Genomic DNA, 1,790 nt, shown 5'->3' on the forward strand with positions numbered 1-1,790 from the left:
TGGGCGCGCTTCCTCGAGGTCGACGCGTACACGTTCGAGCATTTCCCGGACCCGGAGCACGGCGAGTGGTTCGGCTACCTCGACCGCGAGGGCCGCGTCACGCACCGGTTCAAGGGCGGACCGTACAAGGGCTGCTTCCACGTGCCGCGCGCGCTCTGGCTGTGCTGGGAGCGCCTCCGCGACCTTGAGGACGCTCTCAGCCAGCCGAAGGCCGGCGCTCTTTAGCTTGTGCCCTCTCCTCCTGGACTCATGCGTCGCGCTCTGTTTCTCGCCGCCCTCTTAGTTCCTCTCACGGCGACGGCCCAGGAGTACCGTCCGGCTTACGAGCGCGACGAGCAGCAGCAGTACGAGGACATCCCAGAGCTCGTCCTGGTCTACTTCGGCCAGTCGACCTGCATTCCGTGCCAGGACCCCGCGTTCAAGTCGGACCTCGAGCGGGCCAAGGTCTTGCTCACCGAGCGGGCCGCCCTCGAGGGCAAGTCGTTCTCCGTCGTCGGGGCCGCCCTCGACTGGAGCATCGAAGACGGGATGGCATTCCTCGCGACGTCGGGCGCCTTCGATGAGATCGCGGTCGGGCGAAACTGGGGCAACACGACCGCTCGCCTCCACCTGTGGCGGCCGGATGGCCTCGAGGAACGGATGATCGCAATCCCGTCCGTCATGGTCTTCGAGCGAGCCCGGACTCCAGGGTCACCGACCGCGCTCGGCGAGCCGACCTACCGCTTCGAGGTCGCCGGCGCTGCTGCGATGGCAGACTGGGTTGCCGCTGGTGCCCCACTCGACTAAGACCGCCGTCCACAAAACACGCCCTCGAGGACGGGTCGCCCGGACGCACGAAACCCGGCCCGAGACAGATGCTCAGGCCGGGCTCGGCGGAGAGGGTGGGATTCGAACCCACGGTACCCGCAAGGGCACAACAGTTTTCGAGACTGCCCCATTCGACCACTCTGGCACCTCTCCTGGGGACGTGGAAACTACACCGGGTCAGCCCGGACTCGGCCATGAAGACTCCCGGAACGCGGGCCGACCTCGAGAACCGACAGATCGGCGCAGCCAACGATTAGGCGAGCAGAACCTCCAACACGTGGTATGACGCCACAAGTGACCCGAGGTACAAGAGTGAGATCGGCGTCGCCGAGGTCACCCGAACGATGAGCGGCGGCTGAGGCGTGAGATCGAACACGAGACAGGTCTCGACGGACAGCAAGACCTCGGGAATCACAACGTACAGCACCACGGTCCCACCCGTCGTGACGCCGACGGGCTCCCACACTCCCGAGATCGGCAGCAGCGCCCACTACCCCTCATGCACAGCCAGCGGGGCGACCTCGAGGGTCACGTACCGAGGACGTGGGCCGCCCAGGTCGGGGGCCAACTCGTACTCGGCAAAGCGGACCTTGAGGGCCGAACCGTCGGGGCGGACAACGACCAACGTCTTGCCTGGAATCGGCTGGACGCCGTTCTCAGCGTAGAGGTACCAGCCGTTCCCGGAGCCGTGGCACACCACGCGCGCCTCGCCACGTGGGCACTCGGTCTCGCCGTCTTGCGCGACACCGGCCGGGACGGCCTCGAGGACGTCGAAGGCGACGTCGACCAGGGCGCCGCGGAGCTCGCCGGGGCCGCTCGTCCCACCGTTCAGGATCACCTCGTTGCCGCGCAGCCCGAGGTCCCACGCCGTCGAGGCCGAGTCCGCCCTCGAGGTCGCGTCGCCTGCGACGACAACAGCGCCGTCCTCGAGGGAGAAAAGCGTGTACGGGCCGATACCGCCGCGCATGCCACCGGAGAACGTC

At 67.6% G+C, this 1,790-nt stretch carries 3 protein-coding genes, 1 tRNA gene and 1 pseudogene; 2 read left to right on the forward strand and 3 right to left on the reverse strand.

Going from position 1 to position 1,790, the window contains the following annotated elements:
* Together WBA11_RS12120 and WBA11_RS12125 are read left to right on the forward strand one after the other, a co-directional pair.
* Positions 1-225, forward strand: a pseudogene (locus WBA11_RS12120) (N-acylglucosamine 2-epimerase); the annotation flags it as partial.
* A gap of 24 nt (positions 226-249) precedes the next feature.
* A complete protein-coding gene (locus WBA11_RS12125) occupies positions 250-786 on the forward strand; it encodes a hypothetical protein (protein ID WP_424520940.1) in 537 nt (178 codons plus the stop codon).
* 87 nt (positions 787-873) lie between these two features.
* Here WBA11_RS12125 and WBA11_RS12130 read toward each other — a convergent pair.
* The 3 genes from WBA11_RS12130 to WBA11_RS12140 form a co-directional block, all read right to left on the reverse strand.
* Positions 874-960 (reverse strand) — tRNA-Ser (locus tag WBA11_RS12130).
* 100 nt (positions 961-1,060) lie between these two features.
* Positions 1,061-1,273 (reverse strand): DUF6989 domain-containing protein, encoded by a 213-nt coding sequence (locus WBA11_RS12135; protein ID WP_424520941.1) that lies wholly within the window; start codon positions 1,271-1,273, stop codon positions 1,061-1,063.
* 24 nt (positions 1,274-1,297) lie between these two features.
* Positions 1,298-1,790 (reverse strand): HmuY family protein (locus WBA11_RS12140; RefSeq protein ID WP_424520942.1); only part of this gene is annotated, 493 nt, incomplete at its 5' end.

This window comes from Rubrivirga sp., from assembly GCF_049648075.1.
Taxonomy (GTDB): Bacteria; Bacteroidota; Rhodothermia; order Rhodothermales; family Rubricoccaceae; genus Rubrivirga.

What these genes read in the sequence shown, in the direction of transcription:
- WBA11_RS12125 (WP_424520940.1), top strand. Translation starts at nt 250, where the DNA reads ATGCGTCGCGCTCTGTTTCTCGCCGCCCTCTTAGTTCCTCTCACGGCG.